The 14,132-nt window shown below is 38.1% G+C and carries 21 protein-coding genes; 14 read left to right on the top strand and 7 right to left on the bottom strand.

Annotated elements, in window-relative coordinates:
- A partial coding sequence (locus Q4D72_RS11180) for a helix-turn-helix domain-containing protein (RefSeq protein ID WP_303077941.1) occupies window positions 1–339 on the bottom strand: 339 nt, incomplete at its 3' end.
- A gap of 129 nt (window positions 340–468) precedes the next feature.
- On the opposite strand from Q4D72_RS11180, the gene Q4D72_RS11175 reads away from it, so the two are divergent.
- The 4 genes from Q4D72_RS11175 to fic all read left to right on the top strand — a co-directional run bounded on the left by Q4D72_RS11175 (window position 469) and on the right by fic (window position 3,655).
- On the top strand, window positions 469–1,068 hold the full coding sequence (locus Q4D72_RS11175) for a nitroreductase family protein (RefSeq protein WP_303077940.1): 600 nt from the start codon (window positions 469–471) through the stop codon (window positions 1,066–1,068).
- 2 nt (window positions 1,069–1,070) lie between these two features.
- Window positions 1,071–1,712 (top strand): alpha/beta hydrolase, encoded by a 642-nt coding sequence (locus Q4D72_RS11170; RefSeq protein WP_303077939.1) that lies wholly within the window; start codon window positions 1,071–1,073, stop codon window positions 1,710–1,712.
- Complete coding sequence (locus tag Q4D72_RS11165; protein WP_303077938.1) at window positions 1,705–2,838, top strand: L-dopachrome tautomerase-related protein; 1,134 nt, start codon at window positions 1,705–1,707, stop codon at window positions 2,836–2,838. The genes Q4D72_RS11170 and Q4D72_RS11165 overlap by 8 nt, the downstream gene beginning before the upstream one ends.
- Window positions 2,839–3,109: 271 nt before the next feature.
- Entirely contained in the window at window positions 3,110–3,655 is a 546-nt protein-coding gene (fic, locus tag Q4D72_RS11160; RefSeq protein WP_303077937.1) for a protein adenylyltransferase Fic, read from the top strand.
- A gap of 81 nt (window positions 3,656–3,736) precedes the next feature.
- Here the strand turns inward: fic and Q4D72_RS11155 are convergent, their stop codons facing one another.
- Window positions 3,737–4,255, bottom strand: coding sequence for a hypothetical protein (locus Q4D72_RS11155; protein ID WP_303077936.1), 519 nt, complete (start codon window positions 4,253–4,255; stop codon window positions 3,737–3,739).
- A gap of 214 nt (window positions 4,256–4,469) precedes the next feature.
- On the opposite strand from Q4D72_RS11155, the gene Q4D72_RS11150 reads away from it, so the two are divergent.
- On the top strand, window positions 4,470–4,685 hold the full coding sequence (locus tag Q4D72_RS11150; RefSeq protein WP_303077935.1) for a transcriptional regulator: 216 nt from the start codon (window positions 4,470–4,472) through the stop codon (window positions 4,683–4,685).
- Window positions 4,686–4,982: a virulence protein gene (locus Q4D72_RS11145; RefSeq protein WP_303077934.1), complete on the top strand. Its 297-nt coding sequence runs from the start codon at window positions 4,686–4,688 to the stop codon at window positions 4,980–4,982.
- Between the two features lie 132 nt (window positions 4,983–5,114).
- Here Q4D72_RS11145 and Q4D72_RS11140 read toward each other — a convergent pair whose 3' ends face one another.
- The 3 genes from Q4D72_RS11140 to Q4D72_RS11130 are packed head-to-tail and all read right to left on the bottom strand — an operon-like array spanning window position 5,115 to window position 7,153.
- The gene (locus Q4D72_RS11140) at window positions 5,115–6,008 is read right to left on the bottom strand and encodes a hypothetical protein (protein ID WP_303077933.1); all 894 of its coding nucleotides are present in this window, start codon (window positions 6,006–6,008) and stop codon (window positions 5,115–5,117) included.
- A 20-nt stretch (window positions 6,009–6,028) separates the two neighbouring features.
- Window positions 6,029–6,691, bottom strand: coding sequence for a hypothetical protein (locus Q4D72_RS11135; RefSeq protein WP_303077932.1), 663 nt, complete (start codon window positions 6,689–6,691; stop codon window positions 6,029–6,031).
- 12 nt (window positions 6,692–6,703) lie between these two features.
- Complete coding sequence (locus tag Q4D72_RS11130) at window positions 6,704–7,153, bottom strand: hypothetical protein (protein ID WP_303077931.1); 450 nt, start codon at window positions 7,151–7,153, stop codon at window positions 6,704–6,706.
- A 287-nt stretch (window positions 7,154–7,440) separates the two neighbouring features.
- Here Q4D72_RS11130 and Q4D72_RS11125 point away from each other — a divergent pair, with 287 nt between their 5' ends.
- From Q4D72_RS11125 to Q4D72_RS11095, 7 genes are all read left to right on the top strand, one after another.
- The gene (locus tag Q4D72_RS11125) at window positions 7,441–8,085 is read left to right on the top strand and encodes an NAD(P)H-binding protein (protein ID WP_303077930.1); all 645 of its coding nucleotides are present in this window, start codon (window positions 7,441–7,443) and stop codon (window positions 8,083–8,085) included.
- Between the two features lie 14 nt (window positions 8,086–8,099).
- Window positions 8,100–8,828, top strand: a complete 729-nt coding sequence (locus Q4D72_RS11120; protein ID WP_303077929.1) for a hypothetical protein — start codon at window positions 8,100–8,102, stop codon at window positions 8,826–8,828.
- A 30-nt stretch (window positions 8,829–8,858) separates the two neighbouring features.
- Window positions 8,859–9,158, top strand: coding sequence for a hypothetical protein (locus Q4D72_RS11115; protein ID WP_303077928.1), 300 nt, complete (start codon window positions 8,859–8,861; stop codon window positions 9,156–9,158).
- A gap of 110 nt (window positions 9,159–9,268) precedes the next feature.
- The gene (locus tag Q4D72_RS11110) at window positions 9,269–9,586 is read left to right on the top strand and encodes a barstar family protein (protein WP_303077927.1); all 318 of its coding nucleotides are present in this window, start codon (window positions 9,269–9,271) and stop codon (window positions 9,584–9,586) included.
- Entirely contained in the window at window positions 9,583–10,233 is a 651-nt protein-coding gene (locus Q4D72_RS11105; RefSeq protein ID WP_303077926.1) for a DUF456 domain-containing protein, read from the top strand. Before Q4D72_RS11110 ends, Q4D72_RS11105 begins: the two co-directional genes overlap by 4 nt.
- Window positions 10,234–10,243: 10 nt before the next feature.
- The gene (locus Q4D72_RS11100; RefSeq protein ID WP_303077925.1) at window positions 10,244–10,558 is read left to right on the top strand and encodes a hypothetical protein; all 315 of its coding nucleotides are present in this window, start codon (window positions 10,244–10,246) and stop codon (window positions 10,556–10,558) included.
- A 107-nt stretch (window positions 10,559–10,665) separates the two neighbouring features.
- Entirely contained in the window at window positions 10,666–11,079 is a 414-nt protein-coding gene (locus Q4D72_RS11095; protein WP_303077924.1) for a DUF6678 family protein, read from the top strand.
- A gap of 51 nt (window positions 11,080–11,130) precedes the next feature.
- Here the strand turns inward: Q4D72_RS11095 and Q4D72_RS11090 are convergent, their stop codons facing one another.
- Both Q4D72_RS11090 and Q4D72_RS11085 read right to left on the bottom strand, forming a co-directional pair.
- Window positions 11,131–12,546, bottom strand: a complete 1,416-nt coding sequence (locus Q4D72_RS11090; RefSeq protein WP_303077923.1) for a polysaccharide biosynthesis C-terminal domain-containing protein — start codon at window positions 12,544–12,546, stop codon at window positions 11,131–11,133.
- Between the two features lie 21 nt (window positions 12,547–12,567).
- Window positions 12,568–12,714, bottom strand: a complete 147-nt coding sequence (locus Q4D72_RS11085; RefSeq protein WP_303077922.1) for a hypothetical protein — start codon at window positions 12,712–12,714, stop codon at window positions 12,568–12,570.
- Between the two features lie 257 nt (window positions 12,715–12,971).
- Between Q4D72_RS11085 and Q4D72_RS11080 the strand changes: the two genes are divergently transcribed.
- Window positions 12,972–14,093 carry an adenylate kinase gene (locus Q4D72_RS11080; RefSeq protein ID WP_303077921.1) on the top strand — a complete coding sequence of 374 codons (1,122 nt, stop codon included), beginning with the start codon at window positions 12,972–12,974 and terminating at the stop codon, window positions 14,091–14,093.
- Window positions 14,094–14,132 lie beyond the last annotated feature (39 nt).

Raw genomic sequence — 14,132 nt, 5'->3', positions numbered from 1 at the left:
ACAAATGTTTTCAGATGATTTTGCCATTTGTTTTTCGCCCCATTGTCGCAAATAATCAATAAACGGAATGAGTTCCTTGCCAATTTCGGTGAGCGAATATTCCACTTTTGGAGGCACTTCGTGATAGACTTTTCGATGTACAAGTCCGTCTTCTTCAAGTTCGCGGAGGGTTTGCGTAAGCATTTTGGAAGTGCTGTCGGACAGCCGTTTACGCAGTTCGCCATAACGCAACACCTCGCCTTTGTGCAAATACCACAAAATCCGACCTTTGTATTTTCCGCCAATTCGTCGAAACGCATAATCCACCGAACAAACAGGAGCGGTTTTATCTTTTTTCATTTTTTTATCATTTATAAAATATTGATTATCAATAATAGTTTCTTTTTAGTTGGTAGGTTACTAAAAAGTACATACTTGACGCAAAGGTACAAAGTTTCTACATTTGCCCCAATTTTAAAGTCAAAAAGAATGAATTTTTTAGAAAAAGCACAAAGCAGATATACCACAAAAGTATATCGTAACGAGAAAATTTCAGCCGACAAAATCGCTGATTTACAACAAATTTTGCGACTTTCGCCTTCGTCAATCAATTCTCAACCGTGGCAATTTATTTTCGTTTCCGATGAAAAAATCAAAAATCGGTTGGCAGCGGTTTCTATGGTAAACGAAGATCGGGTAAAACAAGCCAGTCACTTGGTGGTTTTTTGTTCGTTTGACAATTTACAAGATTATGAAAATCAAATGGATACAATTTTGCCAAAGGAATGGGCGGCATTTTACTATCAGGTGGTAAAAGCAAAAGGTAATGTTGCGGCTCAATCGTGGATAGAAAAACAAGTTTACTTGTCAATGGGGTATTTTTTGGCGGCTTGTGCCGGTATGGATATTGATGCCACGCCAATGGAAGGGATTTTTCCGGAGAAATACGACCAAATTTTGGGCATCGAAAAAGGCTACAAAACACTTTGTGCCGTTCTGATTGGTTATCGCGATGAAAAAGATGAAAATCAGCCCGATAAAACTCCAAAACAACGGCTGGAATTAAACAAAATAATTAAAACTATTTGAAAATGAGAGCGATACTATTTATTTTGACATTATTCATTTCTTTGCCCTTGTTGGCTCAAAATAAAGAAGTTACGAAATCTGAAAAACAAGTTTACATCATTCACGGATACGATGCTTCCATTGATAAACATTGGTTTAAATGGCTTAGTCAAGAACTTGAAAAACAGGGGATTAAAGCATATCGCTTGGCAATGCCCACACCTGCCCAACCTCAATCGGAAGCCTGGCTTGAAAAAATGAAAAAGGAAGTGAAAATCAATCACGAAACCGTTATCGTTGCCCATAGTTTAGGAACGATTACCACGCTGAATTTTCTTTGCGAAAGCGAAAAATCTGTCAAAGGAACTATTTTAGTATCAGGGTTTTATGAACCTATTTCAAAGGAATTTGCATTTTTAAATCCGTTTGTAGAAAAATTTGCTCAACGCAAAAATCAGCCCAAAGTGGGGAACTCGGTGGTTATCACGGCTTTGGACGATGGTATTGTGCCTCAACGTTTTAGCGATAACCTTTCGCAACTTTTGCAGAGTAAATTCATTCGGTTGCCAAAAGGAGGTCATTTTCTTGATAGAGAAGGGTTTACGACTTTCCCTCTCGTGCTAAATGAAGTTTTAAAAATTTTTAACGAACATACAAATGATTAGAATAACGAAACCCCTATTTTTCAGTTTTGCCTTGTCTTTTGCCCTTCCGTTAATGGCTCAAAAGTCTAAAAAACAACAAATTAACATTCCGAAACCCGAAGTTTTTGCCACGGTGGACGGAGCGGTGGGCAACATTGCTTTTACCCATTCGGGGGAAGTGGTGTACAGCTATCATCCGTTTTTTGAGCCGAAAATCCGCGTAGCGAAGTACAACGCCCAAACGCAAAATTCCGAGCCGTTCCCCAACCTCGAATGGAACACGCCACGCCTCACGGACGACCATTATTTGAGTAATGTGTTGGGAATCAGAAACGACGAAAACGGCATCGTTTGGATGCTCGATATGGGAAATCGCAATCCTGTTACGCCCAAAATTGTGGGCTGGAACACGCACACCAATCAACTTGAACGCATTTATTATTTGCCTGAAACGGCGGTCGTAAAAACTTCACAACCCAATGATATGCTGATAGATACGAAACATCAGGTGATTGTCATTGCCGATGAAGGCATCGCAAACGGAGGCGATGGCTCTACTGCGGCTCTTATCGTGGTGGATATGAAAACAGGACGCACTCGCCGTTTGTTGGAAGGGACACATTCCACACTTCCTGAAAAAAAGCCGATTGTGATAAACGACAAACCATTGACAATCAACGAAAAAGAATTATATGTAGGTTGTGATGGCATCACGGCAGATAAAAATTTTGAGTGGCTGTATTATGCTCCTCTTAACGGAAGTAAAATGTATCGACTGAAAATCAGTGATTTACTTAACGAAAAGTTGTCTCAAACCGAACTGAACGGCCGTGTGGAAACATATTCCGAAAAGCCCAATAATGGCGGATTAAGCATTGATGAAGCAGGAAATCTGTATCTTACGGCAATGGAAACCAATAGCGTAGCGATGATTTCTGCAACCGACCGAAGCGTAAAAACGGTGGTTCAGGACGAGCGTTTGCTTTGGGCTGATGGTGTAAGTTTCAATCATTCAGACGGTTATATGTATGTTTCGGCGGCACAAGTGCATTTGGGAGCGGTCTTTAATAATGGTAAAAACTTGGCAAAGCCTCCGTATTATATCTTCCGATTTAAACCAATCGCCAAAGGTGTTTCATTTCGTTAATATTTTGAAAAACAACACATTATAAAAAGGAACGAAAAAATCATTTTTTGTTCCTATTTATTTTTATGATATTGAACCACATAGATACATAGAAAAAACTATGTCTCTATTTGATTTATTTTTCTTCAACTTTTCAGAAGTTTGGAACTTCTGAAAAGTTTTTTACAGACGCCCCTCTTTGGGAGGATTTCTATGTGGTTTTAAAATCCTTTTTTGTGTTTTCACCCCAAAAACCGCCAAATTTTGTATTTTTGCCACATAAATTAAGCCAATGAAAAATATCGATAAAGAAAGCCTATACAAAGCCTACCAACTATTTGAAAATGGGGTAATTAACCAAATCGAAGTCGGTACGACCCAAGGTTTGCAACAAATTCACGCATATTTGTTCGGCGGATTGTATGATTTTGCAGGGAAAATCCGTACGCAAAACATTTCAAAAGGCGGATTTCGCTTTGCCACAGCACTTTATCTCAATGAAATTTTGGTGAAAATTGAGCAAATGCCCGAAAATTCGTTCGAGCAAATCATCGCTAAATATGTGGAAATGAACATCGCTCACCCTTTTATGGAGGGCAACGGCAGAAGTATGCGGATTTGGCTGGATATGATGCTGAAGAAGAACCTCAAAAAGGTGGTCAATTGGCAATTTGTCGATAAAACGCTCTACTTACAAGCAATGGAACGAAGCCTCGTTAACGATTTGGAAATCCGATACTTACTTCAACAAAACCTTACCGACGAAGTAGAAAATCGCGAAATCATTTTCAAAGGCATTGAGCAGTCGTATTATTACGAAGGATACGAAAAAGAATAACGGAAAATTATTTTCTTGATTTTAAACCACATAGGCACATAGAAAAAAACTATGTTTTCTATGTGGTTAATTTTATGATTTTCAGCACAATGACTCCATTGCCAAATAATCTTTTTCATCAAAATAATCGTCGCAAATGTGTTGATAGGTTTTAACAAAATTTAGCAAAGCGGTTTTGTAGCCCAAATCCCAGAAAATCAAAGCGGTATTATACACGATGATTCCATCTATATACGATTGATTATCAGTGTAATGAACCTCCAAATTTTTCTTAACAAAGGCATTGGCAAATTCAATAATTTCCGATTTTAGTTGCGGGTTTTCCTTTGCAAAATCAACAAAGCCTTTGCGTTTGCTAAATTCGTGCGAAATCAAGGCACAGAGCCACTCCTTCCAAATCTGTATTAACACCTCATTATCAATAGGATAACGATTCAGCATTTCCAGCAAAAAATCGGTTTTGAATTTGTCGTATTGTTGTAAATCCAGTTTTTCGTTCAGACAATTAACCTGCTCATTAACAGAAAGTTTCTGAAATTCAAAAAACAACCGATTCATTTCCTCCTGCAAGGACAACATTTGGGCGATGCAATCTTTCATTTTAAATCTTTAATAAATTCATATTGATTTTTTGCGTTGTTTAAAATTATGATTATCAACAACATAAATAAAGGATTCGGTTTTTATGTTTTTACACGTCAAAAGTCGTAATTTTTTATCTTTTTTCAAAAAATCAAACTTGGCATAAAAAAGTTCTTTATTTAGCAAAAAAAATCGTATCTTTGTCGTTGTAGGTTGGTTTAAAATGTGGAAAATGAAAGTTTTAGAAGAAAGAAAAAATACTAAATCAATTTTCAAAGTAGGAGACGAGGTGCTTGTTTCTCCGCAGATAACCCACGAAAAAGAATGGATAAAAGGAGTGGTTATTGAGGTGGAAAACAATCCTTTTGTAGGGATTGTCATCACAGCCAAAACGAAATTAGGCGATATTTTTGAAAAAGAATATTTGTTCAAAAAAGTAACGAATTAAATGTTTGCTATTAGTTTCGATATGGTGGTTTCCGATTTGGAAAAGTACTACGGCAGTCCGTATCATTCTGCGTATAATGAAATTAAAAAATTATTATACGAGTGTGATTTTGTTTGGATACAAGGAAGCGTTTATGTTACACAAAGCGAAAATTTATACACCGTAACAAAAGCAATGATGGCTCTTGATAATATGGATTGGTTTCGTAAATCCGTTCGAGATATTAGAGCTTTTAGAATTGACCAATGGTCTGATTTTACACAGATGTTTAAAATCGAAAAATCAAGCAAGAAATAAACACTATAAGACTTCTTGGCATCACGTTTTTCTTGACTAACTTGCTCATTAACAGAAAGTTTATGAAATTCAAAAAACAACCGATTCATTTCCTCCTGCAAGGACAACATTTGAGCGATGTAATCTTTCATTTTAAGTTACATTTTCAATATTAAAAGGCGTTTGTCCCCACCAGCTTTCTTCTTGAATATCAGGGTATTTGCCTGTGATTTTTGCATAACCGAAAATCAGTTTGTTATCTGTGTAAGTCATTGAACTGATGTCCGATTCCATTTCACCATCTTCGTTTTCAGCTGGTTCATAGCCTTTTACGACTATTTCCTCGCCCAGCGTCATCGTTTCCGAATCAAAAATATAATGCCGAGCCGAGTAATCATCGCTCACCAGCCAATATTTATCGGTGATTTTGCCAATGCTCCCCAACAGCATCTCGTCAGTGGGCATAAAGTCTCCAATCGGCTGTAAATCAGGATATGAAACCGTAAAAATCGTGTTTTCGTAAAAATTCAATAAGGCGGCTTTGGTGTCGTTTTCAAAAGCGAACAAAAAGCACATATCGGGCGGCAGTTCATGCTCGATGTGTAACTGCTTGTTTATGAGCGACAAAAAGTAGGTCTGTGAGCCGTCTTGTCCACCACAAAAATCGATGGAAACCGTCGTTTTTTCGGGCAGCAACGTGATGATAAAAGTGGCTTCGTAAATGGGGTCGGTCATCGGAAGGGAAGCCAGCGGATTGCCGTTGTAATCGTAGAGCAAAATCGTAACCAGCTCGGCATTTTCACGGCGAACCAGCCAAATCCACTCGTTACGCGGGTCGAAAGTAGCCTGACAAATCGGCTCGTGAAGCTCCCAAAGGAGGGTTTTGTCGAAACGGCAAACGCAAAAATGAGCCGCTTCTTCCTTCCATTTTAAGAAGATTTTTTGATTTTCGTCCGCATCAAAATGCACCCACGACACGCCCACGCTCTCGGGTTCAATGCTCCGCAACGGATGGGTTTCGGTTTTGGTAAAGTTGTTGATAATCATTGTTTTTTAAGTTACATTTTCTAAATGATTTGCAAGTTGTTTTCCGTCAGATAGGCATTGCTGTTGATTTGATTTTTAGCCTGTTCGGAAATCCAAAAATTGGGGCGAAACAGCCTGTCACCCTGCTGAACTTTGGCTTTTTTGCAGAGTTTTTTAATCTCGGCAGTGAGCGTATCGTAAATTTTTCGCATCGCAAAGGAATCGGTTTCTTCCAGTTTTGTGTAGTTCCACGCCACGGCTTTGGGGTAGCTCAGTTGCATTCCCAAAACGCCCTTCGGATTGTGGTAAGCCATTGAAAGACTGTTTTTTTGTTCCAAAAAAGTGAGGTCAAAAGGCGACAAACCGACCATCGGCTCGGCAGGTGGAAGACTTTGGAAAACGGTTCGTTTTTTGTCCGCTTTGACAACGGGAGCGACTTGGATTTTTTTCAAATCGTCGATGATGTTTTCCGAAAACCAGCCCTCTATGAGGTTGCTCTCGCATTTTTTGTATAATATACTGTGATGAAGCGTTTTATACTTCTTAAAAACCTCCGATTTCGGAACGCTTTGCAAGGGTTCATTTACTTTTTTGTTTGCCACAAAGAGAGCGTTCATCTGACTGAAAATCAGTTCAAATTCGGCAGGTGTAATCACAAAATAAAACTGATGCCACCCTTTTGGGAAAAATTCACGATTTTTCATTGTTTTTTAAGTTTAGTCGTTTTTCAAATTTGGATACGGATTTTGCTCTGAGGAAGTCCGCCAAATGCTGTTTTTTGCCATTTGGAGTCTGTTTTCCAGGTCAAAATCGCCCATTTTGTCTTTGAGCGAATCGGCGTTGATGGGTTGGTTTTTCTGGTCGAAAATTTCTCCTTTCGTTTCCTTTGCCAAAAAGTAAGCAATGCGATTGACCACTGCTTCACTATCCGAACTAATAATCAGTATATCAGTGTTTTGATTGTTTTCCTCACAGATATCGAACCAAAGTTCAGGCGTTTGGCGTGATGCCATATAGAGCTGTGTCCAGTCGCGGCTATACACCTTTTGGCTGTTGCCGTCGGTATCACACGGATGAAAATCATCACCAAAAAGATAAGCATTAAACACCCTAAAATCAGGACGTTGGCTCGTTGTCTTTACTTTTAAAAATGCGTTTTGAGTCATTGATAAAGTTTTTGCTATTGGAATTTCTGTTAATTATTTTATTTTCTGTATGATAACTTAATTTTTATTAGTTGTTATTTTTTTACAAAGGTATTAATTTTTTCAGTTGTAAGTTCAAACCCAGCGATTTTATTTCAATAACGAAAAAATCCGTATTTTTGCACGGAACAAACTGGACGTTACTTGATCATTATTTTCAAACCAATAAAAAAACTATCTTTGTTCCGTAATAAGTCGTTTTATCGTAAATGCTTATGTAATAATATGTTATAATTTAATCACGAAAAATGAAAGCACTAATTATCGGAGCCACAGGCGCTGTGGGTAAAGATTTGACAGACTTGTTGTTAGCAAACGAAAACTATTCGGAGGTGCATATTTTTGTCCGTCGGGAGGTGGCAGTTTCCCACCCAAAGCTGAAAATCCATATCGTAAATTTTGACGCGATGGACAGCTGGAAGTCGCTCATACAGGGCGATGTGGCGTTTTCGTGCTTGGGAACGACCCTAAAAACGGCAGGAAGCAAAGCAGCCCAGTGGAAAATTGATTATGATTACCAGTACAATTTTGCACGATTTGCCCAAGAGAATGCTGTGAATCAGTATGTTTTGGTGTCGGCAAGTGGGGCAAACCCCAAATCGTTTTTGTTTTATTCCAAAATGAAAGGGCAGTTGGAAGAAGCTGTTAAAAATCTGAATTTCAGTTGTGTATATATATTACGACCGCCGCTATTGGTGCGTAAAAATTCGGACAGGCAAGGTGAAAAAATTGCCGAAAAAATTCTGACTTTTTTCAATCGATTTGGCTTGTTTCGCTCCCAAAAACCAATGCCTACCCAAGTGGTTGCCCAAGCAATGACGATACTTCCCCTTAAAAAGGAAAGCGGAATTTTTGTGTTTTCGCCCCAAAAAATCTGGAAAATTTTGAAATAAACAATTAAAAAGCAATGACCCCCATTTTCAAAGCCTATATTGAGGTGTCGAGCGAGTTTCGCAAGTCCAACGCTTCGCAAAAAAGCGTGGAAAAACTCTATGATTTGTGTTACGAATTGGAAAAATCACCACGAAATTACGATGAAAATTTCGTGCTGTGCAACGCTTATTTTCTGCTTGGTTTGTACCGTTCGGCTTATGAAATTTTTAAAACCATCGCCGACACGACTAAACCCAAAGAAGTCGCCAAACTTTATGTCTGGGAACAAAAAGCCAAATCACACGAAAATAATTTTGCTATCAAAGATTTACGCCAATTTCGGACTAAAAAACCGAAAATCAACTTTAATTTAAACGATTTTTACCTTTCTGACAAAGAAAATACTTACTTTTACAATAAAAATGAAGTGATTATTTTTAATAAATCACTAAAAACGGAAAAATTTAGTGTTTTTGTATATCAAAACTACGGTTTTAAGGCATATTTTGAGCAAATTTCGGCTTATTTGGCGTACCTTTCCGATTGTAAAACCGAACTTATCGCCTTTTTTAATGAGAAAATGAATGAGCAGGTTGATGCCGATTGGTACGATGCTTTGGATATTTTTGGGGCTAAGTTGGGCGTTGGGGCGAACGGAAATTTATTTGCCGAAATTGCATTGGGCGACACGCTTTTTCCTGACCATATTTTAGATATTGAACTTGATAATCAAATTTTTACATCTATTTCATTGGACGGATAATCGTTTTTTATAAATCTTAAAACAGAAAAAATGGGATTTGAATACAAGATAAAAACCAAATTAACAACTCGGCAAACCGCTGAAATTGTGGGACTTATTGAAACAAACGCTTGTTTTGAGCGAAAATATCAAGTAAATGATAATGATTTTTGGGATTTGAAACACGCTGAAAATCAAGGTGATTTGCCTAATGTCAGTTTGATGTTGGAAAGCGACGGCATTTATATTTGCCAGTGGGGAACGCAAGATTTGTGGCAGTATCTTGACAAGCTCAAAAATTATTTTGAAACCGAAAATATTGCCTTTGAAGTGATTGATTATCAAGAATAAAGGGTTTTGCCAAAGTGCATTATAATAAAAACCCTATCTTTGTGAAATAATTAACGCTTTCCAACTCCCCCTCTCTCTGGGAGAGGGGGGGAGAGGATTAAGAGGAAACTATGAAAAAATACCTTGAAAATAATTGCTTAAAAATGGAGTTTGATTTGCGAAAAATCAAATCGGAGGGACATTTTTTGCGTGAAATGGCATATTTTTTTGAATTTCCGTCTTATTTTGGCGATAATTGGAGTGCAATGGACGATTGTATGCGTGATTTGAGTTGGTTTTCGGAGGAAAAAATCGAAATTTGCTTTACAAACGCACAAACTTTGGAAGAAAATACGAAATTGCAACGTGAAATTCAAGAAATACTTTCGTTTTATCAAGGATTTTGGGAAAATAACGATCAAAAACAAGTAAAAATCATCATACAATGATAAAACTCATTTTTAGCATCGCTTTGATACTCATTTGGATACCCTTATCGCTGTTTTGGTTTGGGGTCAAACGCACGATTTTGCTCAATCAGTATGTATTGATAGGTCTTTGTATTTCATTGATTATCATTGTGTTACTTTCAATGTTTTTGCCTCGCCCCGAGCGTTATGACATTCCGCCTTTTGCCTTGTGGGGCGTACTTTTGGGGAGCATCGCAGGATTTTTTATCTGTTTTCAAATCGGATTGTTGTTGCATCAACATCTTAATAATCAAACAGTTGAAAAATCAAGCGGTTATTTTTTGATTTTGACATTTATCATCGTATTGGCGAGTGTTTTTATCGTTTCAAAAGATTATTCGCTAAACAAAAAATCTGAAAATCAGTTAAATACCCAAAATTCGGAATCCACGCCCAAACTCAAAAAACGCTATTTTCTGGGCAATTCGGATTTGCACAAACAAAAATCGAATAGGCCGACTTATTTATACGATGAAATTTCTGAAAATGAAGCTATTAGCCAAGAAAAAGACCGAGCTTACTATGTTGGTTATTTTCAAGGTGATACGCTGATTCGATACGAAAAACATTATCGAGGTGAAATGCTTTTTGAAAAACAAATTAATGATTTATCTTTAAATAAATGACTGAAAATCAATGTTGTCCATTCATTTACAAAACACAAAAACACAAGGATTTGAGTGCATCACTTACGAGGAAGAGGCGATTTTGCACGAACTTTCTGAACATTTTGATATTCAGTTCATTACAAAGTTATGGAAAGGCTTTTATGACGACCCCGTTTTTTCGCTTACCGAACTGAGCGAGGCACAATTGGCGTTGTTTGATTTGGCTTCAAGGCTTAAAAAATCGGCGTTGTCCTCGCCCCAATTGCATTTCGTGTACAAGCTCATCGCCACCGTGTCCTACGCCTTGTGCCACAGACAAAATTTATGTTGTTTAAGCGATTAAAATTTCCCAAAAAATGGATTTAAAAACGAATTTACTGCTGGGAATCAAGTTATTATCAAAGTTGGTTGCGGAAGAAATTTTATGTTTGGCGAAAAATATAAAAAAGTATGAAAAACCAAAATGACTTAAATGCTGATTATAATACTCATTTACAGCGAGTTAAAAAAGAAATAGCAAAGCGGACTTCCTTTATGAGCAACGCCAAATGGCATAAATTAAACGAAGTTTTAAAATCGGAAGGCGTTCATTTTCTGCAAATTAAATTTCTTTTAGATGAAAAAATTTACAAGTTACGTGATGGTTTGGGTTATGTGGGCGAAAATTACGTCGATACGATGATTGGAGTATTTCAGTTTCAGGAAGTTGAATGGATTTTTATTCCGAAAGTGGTTGATGTCGGCAGAAAATCGGCGTTTCAGGCTATCGATTTGGAAAAATTGGAAGCAAAACTGAATCAAGCGGGGCAATTTCGGTACGAAAAACACGAAAACGGACTGAAAATTTGTGCTTATGGCTTATGAAATCAATGAAATTTGGCATCAGCGCGTTTATTTTTCATAACTCGCTGATTTTTAACACAAGGAAAAGCGTTTTCTTTCTTTAAGAAAAACCACACCGGCATACAACAAAATAGCGATGATGCCTACATACAAATTTCGGTCGAAAACGTAAAATACCAAAAAAGAAGCTAAAATACTGAATGCCAAATAAAAACTTATTTTTTTGACATTGTACGGAATCGGATATTTTTTCTGTCCGAAGAAAAAAGAAACCAACATCATCACAAAATAGGTGGCAAGCGTTGCTAAAGCCGAACCCTTGTAACTTATCAGTGGGATGAGTAAAAAGTTCAAAATCACGGTAATAGCCATTCCTAAAACGGAAACATATGCCCCGAAATGGGTTCGGTCGGTGATTTTATACCAAACCGACAGGCTGTGATAAATGCCCAAACAGAGGTTCGCCAGCAGAATCACCGGCACCACCCATAGGGCTTCCCAATATTCGGCACTGGGGATTAAAATATGCTTGAAAATATCTACAAAAACGGTGATAAACAGCAAAATAAACGCTCCGAAAATGGTAAAATATTGGGTAATGAGGGCGTAAGTTTGCGGTGCGTTTTTATCCTTCGCCTTGCTGAAAAAAAACGGCTCAACGCCTAATTTATAGGCAGTTACAAACAAAGTCATAAAAACGCCCATTTTGTAACAAGCCGAATACACCCCGATGGTGGCGTCAGCGGAATCGGCGGGCAGAAGCATTCGTAAGAAAACGCGGTCAAATCCCTCATTTACAGCAAAAGCAATGCCCGAAACAAGCACCGGAACGGCGTACCAAAGCATTTCTTTCCAAAGCGGAAACGAAAATCGCAATCGAATGCGAAAATAGAGCGGGAGCAATGCCAAAAAAGTTAGCAAACTTGCCAGAAAATTCGATATAAAAATATAGTTCACGCCATCGCTCACTTTCTGCACTTCGCTTTCTAAAACCAAGAAAAAGAAGAGGTTAAAAAGAAGATTGACCGTTACGTTTCCGATTTTTATGATGGCATACCACAGCGATTTGCCCCGATGCCGAAGCCACGCAAACGGAATGACCACCAGTGCATCGAGCGTTAAAATATAAATGGAATAGGAAATAAACCGAACGTCATAATTGAGCCACGTTGCCAACTGATTTCGGAGCGAAAACGCCACGACCAAAAACAATAATGAACTGATAAACAAAGAAGTAAGTGCCGTTGATTGTACTTTCCCGCTGTCGTGTTTTTTGTTCATAAACCGAAAAAAAGCCGTTTCCATTCCGTATGAAAGCAGCACGTTTCCTAAAATGAGATAAACGAACAATCCGGAGTAAATCCCGAATTCCTCTCTGTCGAGTTTATCAACATAAAGTCTTGTTAATAAAAGTGTTAAGACACGTGGCAAAACCGTTGCCAAACCGTAAATCAGCGTATGTTTAAATAATTGTTTGAGTTTGCTCATTGAGAATGTTGATGATTGAAATTAAGCGGCTTTTGATGATTTTTCATTTCCAAACAACTCAGCAATAGCCTTTTGTGTTAGCCACAACGATTCGTCTTGAAGCAAAACATCAAGGCGAACATCTCCGTTTGGGGTGGAATATAAAACAAAATTTTGAGCGTTTTCCATACGGCAAAACTACAAAAAAGAAGCAAACATTTCAGCTATTTGCCTTAAATTATGTTGTTTTTCATCGTAAGAAACTTTTTATGTGGTTGGCTGTTGGATTTTACAGGCAAATGTACATTAAATAGAATTTTAGTCATAAATCGCTTATTTATAGCATATTATATCTTTTTGTTTTTCTTGCCTGTGACAATCCCGCCAAAAACATTGTTTTTTGCCGAAAAATCCGTAAATTTGCTCTTTATTTTTTATAACGAAATATGGAAAAGATAAAAGTACACGATAAAATTTTTGAGCCTTACATTGATGCCGAACATATCCAAAGCATTATCAAACGCCTTGCTTCGGAGGTTGCCAAAGATTTGGAAGGCACTAAGCCGCTGTTTGTTGCGGTGCTCAACGGGTCGTTTATGTTCGCTGCCGATTTCATCAGGCAATACAAAACCGATTGTGAAATTACCTTCGTAAAACTGGCTTCGTATCAGGGAATGACCTCCACCGAAAAGGTGTATCAGCTCATCGGGCTTGACATTCCCGTGGAAGGACGCGACGTGGTGGTGCTGGAAGACATCATTGATACGGGCAACACCCTCGAAGAAATTTATCATATTTTCCACGATAAAAAGGTGAAATCGTTCCGAATAGCCACCTTATTTTTCAAACCCGATGCCTACAAAAAAGACCTCAAAATCGATTACGTCGGGATGCCCATTCCCAATCGTTTTATTTTGGGTTACGGACTTGATTATGACGAATTAGGGCGAAATCTGCCACAAATATATCAATTAAATACTTCAATAACAATGACAAACTTAGTTTTATTCGGAAAACCCGGAGCCGGCAAAGGCACGCAAGCCGCATTTTTGAAAGACAAATACAATTTGGTGCATATCTCAACCGGAGATTTGTTCCGCTACAACATAAAAAACGAAACCAAGTTGGGCAAACTCGCTCAGTCGTATATGGATAAAGGTGATTTGGTTCCTGATGAAGTGACAATCAAGATGTTACAACAAGAAGTTGAGAGCAATCCCGAAGCCGAAGGATTTATTTTTGACGGATTTCCTCGCACCATTGCCCAAGCCGAAGCGTTGGATAACTTTTTGGCTTCCAAAGGAATGAAAATTCACGGAACGCTCGCCCTCGAAGCCGACGATGAAGTGCTGATACAACGATTGTTAGAACGCGGAAAAGTCAGCGGACGACCCGATGACCAAGACGAAAATAAAATCCGAAATCGTTTCGTGGAGTACAACGAAAAAACAGCTCCGCTTATCGAATTTTACAAAAAACAGCAAAAATATCACGGCATTGACGGCATCGGAACCATCGACGAAATTACCACGCGATTGGCAGGGGTGATTGATAATTTAAAGAAATAGTTTGAGGGTTTGAAGAAGTTTGAGATGGTTTGAAAGTTT

The sequence above is a fragment of the Capnocytophaga sp. genome (assembly GCF_030532915.1).
GTDB lineage: Bacteria > Bacteroidota > Bacteroidia > Flavobacteriales > Flavobacteriaceae > Capnocytophaga.
The sequence above is the reverse complement of the archived record's forward strand: the minus strand, read 5'-3'. Positions and strand labels throughout refer to the sequence as shown.

What these genes read in the sequence shown, in the direction of transcription:
- Q4D72_RS11175 (WP_303077940.1), top strand. Translation starts at nt 469, where the DNA reads ATGAATTTTTTAGAAAAAGCACAAAGCAGATATACCACAAAAGTATAT.
- Q4D72_RS11170 (WP_303077939.1), top strand. Translation starts at nt 1,071, where the DNA reads ATGAGAGCGATACTATTTATTTTGACATTATTCATTTCTTTGCCCTTG.
- Q4D72_RS11165 (WP_303077938.1), top strand. Translation starts at nt 1,705, where the DNA reads ATGATTAGAATAACGAAACCCCTATTTTTCAGTTTTGCCTTGTCTTTT.
- fic (WP_303077937.1), top strand. Translation starts at nt 3,110, where the DNA reads ATGAAAAATATCGATAAAGAAAGCCTATACAAAGCCTACCAACTATTT.
- Q4D72_RS11155 (WP_303077936.1), bottom strand. Translation starts at nt 4,255, where the DNA reads ATGAAAGATTGCATCGCCCAAATGTTGTCCTTGCAGGAGGAAATGAAT.
- Q4D72_RS11150 (WP_303077935.1), top strand. Translation starts at nt 4,470, where the DNA reads ATGAAAGTTTTAGAAGAAAGAAAAAATACTAAATCAATTTTCAAAGTA.
- Q4D72_RS11145 (WP_303077934.1), top strand. Translation starts at nt 4,686, where the DNA reads ATGTTTGCTATTAGTTTCGATATGGTGGTTTCCGATTTGGAAAAGTAC.
- Q4D72_RS11140 (WP_303077933.1), bottom strand. Translation starts at nt 6,008, where the DNA reads ATGATTATCAACAACTTTACCAAAACCGAAACCCATCCGTTGCGGAGC.
- Q4D72_RS11135 (WP_303077932.1), bottom strand. Translation starts at nt 6,691, where the DNA reads ATGAAAAATCGTGAATTTTTCCCAAAAGGGTGGCATCAGTTTTATTTT.
- Q4D72_RS11130 (WP_303077931.1), bottom strand. Translation starts at nt 7,153, where the DNA reads ATGACTCAAAACGCATTTTTAAAAGTAAAGACAACGAGCCAACGTCCT.
- Q4D72_RS11125 (WP_303077930.1), top strand. Translation starts at nt 7,441, where the DNA reads ATGAAAGCACTAATTATCGGAGCCACAGGCGCTGTGGGTAAAGATTTG.
- Q4D72_RS11120 (WP_303077929.1), top strand. Translation starts at nt 8,100, where the DNA reads ATGACCCCCATTTTCAAAGCCTATATTGAGGTGTCGAGCGAGTTTCGC.
- Q4D72_RS11115 (WP_303077928.1), top strand. Translation starts at nt 8,859, where the DNA reads ATGGGATTTGAATACAAGATAAAAACCAAATTAACAACTCGGCAAACC.
- Q4D72_RS11110 (WP_303077927.1), top strand. Translation starts at nt 9,269, where the DNA reads ATGAAAAAATACCTTGAAAATAATTGCTTAAAAATGGAGTTTGATTTG.
- Q4D72_RS11105 (WP_303077926.1), top strand. Translation starts at nt 9,583, where the DNA reads ATGATAAAACTCATTTTTAGCATCGCTTTGATACTCATTTGGATACCC.
- Q4D72_RS11100 (WP_303077925.1), top strand. Translation starts at nt 10,244, where the DNA reads ATGTTGTCCATTCATTTACAAAACACAAAAACACAAGGATTTGAGTGC.
- Q4D72_RS11095 (WP_303077924.1), top strand. Translation starts at nt 10,666, where the DNA reads ATGAAAAACCAAAATGACTTAAATGCTGATTATAATACTCATTTACAG.
- Q4D72_RS11090 (WP_303077923.1), bottom strand. Translation starts at nt 12,546, where the DNA reads ATGAGCAAACTCAAACAATTATTTAAACATACGCTGATTTACGGTTTG.
- Q4D72_RS11085 (WP_303077922.1), bottom strand. Translation starts at nt 12,714, where the DNA reads ATGGAAAACGCTCAAAATTTTGTTTTATATTCCACCCCAAACGGAGAT.
- Q4D72_RS11080 (WP_303077921.1), top strand. Translation starts at nt 12,972, where the DNA reads ATGGAAAAGATAAAAGTACACGATAAAATTTTTGAGCCTTACATTGAT.